This is a genomic window from Kaistella sp. SH40-3, from assembly GCF_030686865.1.
Classification (GTDB): Bacteria; Bacteroidota; Bacteroidia; order Flavobacteriales; family Weeksellaceae; genus Kaistella.
Genome location: NZ_JAQYUS010000016.1, coordinates 1 through 5,516, shown reverse-complemented (window position 1 = coordinate 5,516; position 5,516 = coordinate 1). Strand labels below are relative to the sequence as shown.

The 5,516-nt window shown below is 45.6% G+C and carries 2 tRNA genes and 2 rRNA genes; all 4 read right to left on the bottom strand.

Annotation, left to right across the window (positions count from 1 at the left end):
- Positions 1–2,754, bottom strand: a 23S ribosomal RNA gene (locus tag PUH65_RS14715).
- A gap of 371 nt (positions 2,755–3,125) precedes the next feature.
- Positions 3,126–3,199, bottom strand: a tRNA-Ala gene (locus PUH65_RS14710).
- A gap of 93 nt (positions 3,200–3,292) precedes the next feature.
- Positions 3,293–3,366 (bottom strand) — tRNA-Ile (locus PUH65_RS14705).
- 226 nt (positions 3,367–3,592) lie between these two features.
- Positions 3,593–5,109 (bottom strand): 16S ribosomal RNA (locus PUH65_RS14700).
- The 16S and 23S rRNA genes sit together here with 2 tRNA genes alongside, the layout of an rRNA operon.
- Between the last annotated feature and the right edge of the window lie 407 nt (positions 5,110–5,516).

Genomic DNA, 5,516 nt, shown 5'->3' with positions numbered 1-5,516 from the left:
TAAATCTACGGGTAATTAGTACTACTCGGCTATGACATTGCTGCCTTTACACCTATAGCCTATCAACGTTGTCATCTCCAACGACCCTTAAAAGATGTCTCATCTTGAGGCAGGTTTCGCACTTATATGCTTTCAGTGCTTATCCTTTCCAAACGTAGCTACTCAGCGGTGCTCCTGGCGGAACAACTGATACACCAGAGGTTTGTTCAAATCGGTCCTCTCGTACTAGATTCAAGCCCTCTCAAACATCTAACGCCCGCAATAGATAGAGACCGAACTGTCTCACGACGTTCTGAACCCAGCTCGCGTGCCACTTTAATGGGCGAACAGCCCAACCCTTGGGACCTTCTCCAGCCCCAGGATGTGACGAGCCGACATCGAGGTGCCGAACCTCCCCGTCGATATGAGCTCTTGGGGGAGACTAGCCTGTTATCCCCGGAGTACCTTTTATCCTATGAGCGATGGCCCTTCCATACGGAACCACCGGATCACTATGTCCTGCTTTCGCACCTGATCGACTTGTAGGTCTCACAGTCAAGCACCCTTATGCCATTACACTCTACGCACGGTTACCAAGCGTGCTGAGGGTACCTTTGAAAGCCTCCGTTACTCTTTTGGAGGCGACCACCCCAGTCAAACTACCCACCACGCAGTGTCCTTCCGTTAGGAAGTTAGGCTCCAAATAAACAAAGGGTGGTATTTCAACGTTGGCTCCACTGACACTAGCGTGCCCGCTTCAAAGCCTCCCACCTATCCTACACATTGTTTATTCAAAGTCAATACGAAGTTATAGTAAAGGTTCACAGGGTCTTTTCGTCCCATTGCGGGTACTCGGCATCTTCACCGAGACTACAATTTCACAGAGCTCATGGTTGAGACAGTGCCCAGATCGTTACACCATTCGTGCAGGTCGGAACTTACCCGACAAGGAATTTCGCTACCTTAGGACCGTTATAGTTACGGCCGCCGTTTACTGGGGCTTCAGTTAATTGCTTCGCTTACGCTAACAACCTTCCTTAACCTTCCAGCACCGGGCAGGTGTCAGACCCTATACAGCATCTTTCGATTTAGCAGAGTCCTGTGTTTTTGATAAACAGTCGCCTGGGCCTCTTTACTGAGGCCAGCATTGCTGCTGGCGTCCCTTCTTCCGAAGTTACGAGACTATTTTGCCTAGTTCCTTAACCATGATTCACTCTAGCACCTTAGGATTCTCTCCTCGACTACCTGTGTCGGTTTTGGTACGAGTTGCTTCACTTCGGCTTTTCTTGGAAGCACTTTCCCTACAACAACTTCGCCCGAAGGCTAGGTCTTGACTATTCCGTCAGTCTCCAGTAAGTACGGCACTCCGTCCCCTTTTTAGTGTGAGCAAGTATGGGAATATTAACCCATTATCCATCCACTTCCCCTTTCGGGTTCGCGTTAGGTCCCGACTAACCCTCAGCTGATTAGCATGGCTGAGGAAACCTTAGTCTTTCGGTGAGGGGGTTTCTCGCCCCCTTTATCGTTACTTATGCCTACATTTTCTTTTCTGTACGCTCCACAATACCTCACGATACTGCTTCTGTGCAAACAGAATGCTCCCCTACCAGATATAATTCAAAAATTATAAATCCATAGCTTCGGTACTATACTTATGCCCGATTATTATCCATGCCGAACCGCTCGACTAGTGAGCTGTTACGCACTCTTTAAATGAATGGCTGCTTCCAAGCCAACATCCTAGCTGTCAATGCAGTTCAACCGCGTTATTTCAACTTAGTATAGATTTGGGGACCTTAGCTGTTGGTCCGGGTTCTTTCCCTCTCGGACATGGACCTTAGCACCCATGCCCTCACTGCTGCGAAACATTTATTAGCATTCGGAGTTTGTCAGGAATTGGTAGGATTTGACTCCCCCGCATCCAATCAGTAGCTCTACCTCTAATAAACTTGTCGCAACGCTGCACCTAAATGCATTTCGGGGAGTACGAGCTATCTCCCAGTTTGATTGGCCTTTCACCCCTACCCACAAGTCATCCGAAGACTTTTCAACGTCAACCGGTTCGGTCCTCCACTTTGTGTTACCAAAGCTTCAACCTGCCCATGGGTAGATCACAAGGTTTCGCGTCTAATCCTACTAACTAAGCGCCCTATTCAGACTCGCTTTCGCTCCGCCTCCGTACCTGAAGTACTTAAGCTCGCTAGTAAAATTAACTCGTAGGCTCATTATGCAAAAGGCACGCCGTCACCCAACTTGTGGGCTCCGACCGCTTGTAGGCGTACGGTTTCAGGTTCTCTTTCACCCTTCTATTCGAAGTGCTTTTCACCTTTCCTTCACAGTACTTGTTCACTATCGGTCTTTCAGGAGTATTTAGCCTTGGAGGATGGTCCCCCCATATTCAGACAGGATTTCACGTGTCCCGCCCTACTCATTTATCATCTATGTATGCCTTTAAAATACGGGGCTATCACCCTCTATGGCTGTTCTTTCCAGAACATTCTTCTAAACATATAAAGACTTTTGGGCTAATCCGCGTTCGCTCGCCACTACTTACGGAATCTCTTCGATTTCTTTTCCTCCGGGTACTTAGATGTTTCAGTTCTCCGGGTTTGCTCTCCTTGCGGAGTGACTGGTCTTCAACCAGCCGGGTTGCCCCATTCGGACATCTGCGGATCAATTCGTGTGTGCCGATCCCCGCAGCTTTTCGCAGCTTACCACGTCCTTCTTCGCCTCTGAAAGCCTAGGCATCCGCCATACGCCCTTAACGATTTCTTTCCTAATATATAATTAGTTCAGTTTTTGTCTAACAATAAATTGTTAAACTAGTTTTATTTAAACTCGGCACTCGAAAGTGCTCGGTTTTCTCTTTGTGATTTCTTTATCGTTAATGTCAATGATCTTGTATCTTACTAATTGTCTAATAAACAGAAATTGTTTTTGGCTCTTTCCGTCACTTTTAAATTAAACGCTTAATACGTGAATAATATAGGTCTCGATCCTATCCAAACTTCCTAATATCTTAGTCGGTTCTGCCTCCTATCGGCATAATTCTTAAATCGTAATGTTAATATCTTCTATTCTTGCTCCTCTTGTGAAGCGTTTTGTTACATTGCTGTAACTTGTTCTCGTTATATTGCTATAACTTGTGGAGAATAAGGGAGTCGAACCCTTGACCTCCTGCGTGCAAGGCAGGCGCTCTAGCCAACTGAGCTAATTCCCCGCTAGTGTTAGATTTTAGATGTTCAATTTTAGATTTTAGATGAAATCCTTTCGAATTGTATCTATTGTCTAACATCTATCTTCTATTTATTAGTAGTCTCGGGCAGGCTCGAACTGCCGACCTCTACATTATCAGTGTAGCGCTCTAACCAGCTGAGCTACGAGACTTCATGTGATTCTAAATTCTAAATTTTAAATTTTAAATTATTATTTAAATCTAAAATCTATCCTCTATAATCTAAAACCTCTCTCTTTTCCCTGATTACTAATCCTAGTGGGTATGTTTTTTATAAATAGCAACCAAATAAAGAAAAACTAAACTTAACTCTGAGCAAGTGCTCTGATACTTGCGTATCGTGTTGTTTGTTTATACTCTCCTAACGAAGAGTCTCAAAAATGAGATGTTCCAGCCGCACCTTCCGGTACGGCTACCTTGTTACGACTTAGCCCTAGTTACTTGTTTTACCCTAGGCAGCTCCTGTTACGGTCACCGACTTCAGGTACCCCAAACTTCCATGGCTTGACGGGCGGTGTGTACAAGGCCCGGGAACGTATTCACCGCGCCATGGCTGATGCGCGATTACTAGCGATTCCAGCTTCATAGAGTCGAGTTGCAGACTCCAATCCGAACTGAGACCGGCTTTCGAGATTTGCATCACATCGCTGTGTAGCTGCCCTCTGTACCGGCCATTGTATTACGTGTGTGGCCCAAGACGTAAGGGCCGTGATGATTTGACGTCATCCCCACCTTCCTCTCTACTTGCGTAGGCAGTCTCACTAGAGTCCTCAACTGAATGTTAGCAACTAGTGACAGGGGTTGCGCTCGTTGCAGGACTTAACCTAACACCTCACGGCACGAGCTGACGACAACCATGCAGCACCTTGAAAATTGCCCGAAGGAGAGTCTATTTCTAAACCTGTCAATTCCCATTTAAGTCTTGGTAAGGTTCCTCGCGTATCATCGAATTAAACCACATAATCCACCGCTTGTGCGGGCCCCCGTCAATTCCTTTGAGTTTCATTCTTGCGAACGTACTCCCCAGGTGGCTAACTTATCACTTTCGCTTGGTCTCTGAAGCTTGCGCCCCAAAAACGAGTTAGCATCGTTTACGGCGTGGACTACCAGGGTATCTAATCCTGTTCGCTCCCCACGCTTTCGTCCCTCAGCGTCAGTTAAATCATGGTAACCTGCCTTCGCAATTGGTGTTCTAAGTAATATCTATGCATTTCACCGCTACACTACTTATTCCAGCTACCTCTAATTTACTCAAGACCGACAGTATCAACGGCAGTTTCATAGTTAAGCTATGAGATTTCACCACTGACTTATCGGCCCGCCTGCGGACCCTTTAAACCCAATAAATCCGGATAACGCTTGCACCCTCCGTATTACCGCGGCTGCTGGCACGGAGTTAGCCGGTGCTTATTCGTATAGTACCTTCAGCATTCTACACGTAGAATGGTTTATCCCTATACAAAAGAAGTTTACAATCCATAGGACCGTCATCCTTCACGCGGGATGGCTGGATCAGGCTTTCACCCATTGTCCAATATTCCTCACTGCTGCCTCCCGTAGGAGTCTGGTCCGTGTCTCAGTACCAGTGTGGGGGATCTCCCTCTCAGGACCCCTAAAGATCACAGACTTGGTGAGCCGTTACCTCACCAACTATCTAATCTTGCGCGTGCCCATCTCTATCCACCGGAGTTTTCAATATAATCAGATGCCTGTTCATATATTATGGAGTATTAATCTTCCTTTCGAAAGGCTATTCCCCTGATAAAGGTAGGTTGCACACGTGTTACGCACCCGTACGCCGCTCTCTCTATTCCGAAGAATAAATACCGCTCGGCTTGCATGTGTTAGGCCTCCCGCTAGCGTTCATCCTGAGCCAGGATCAAACTCTCCATTGTATGTTTGTCTGACTCACTCAAAGTTATTAACGTTTAGTTTTTCCTTACTTTTTTGGTTGTTATTTGTATGTCAATGATCGATTCTTCTTTTCGCGTATATCCGGAAACTCTTTCTGTCGTTCGTCCCGAATTGCGAGTGCAAAAGTATAAAGTTTTTTCTAATTGACCAAATGTTTTTTATAGAATTTTAAAAGTATTTTTAATTACCAGTAATCTCCTTATCATATCATTCAATCGCTCCTACTTCGCTCCCCATCTCTCTCGATTTGGGATTGCAAAGATAAGAAGTTTTTCTTAATCTGCAAGTTTTTATTTAAAGAATGTTAAAAGAAGTTTTATACCCTCCTTAACAACTTAACTTAAACTCAACTGTTCTACTTCGCTACTCCTTTTTAGAGTGGTGCAAA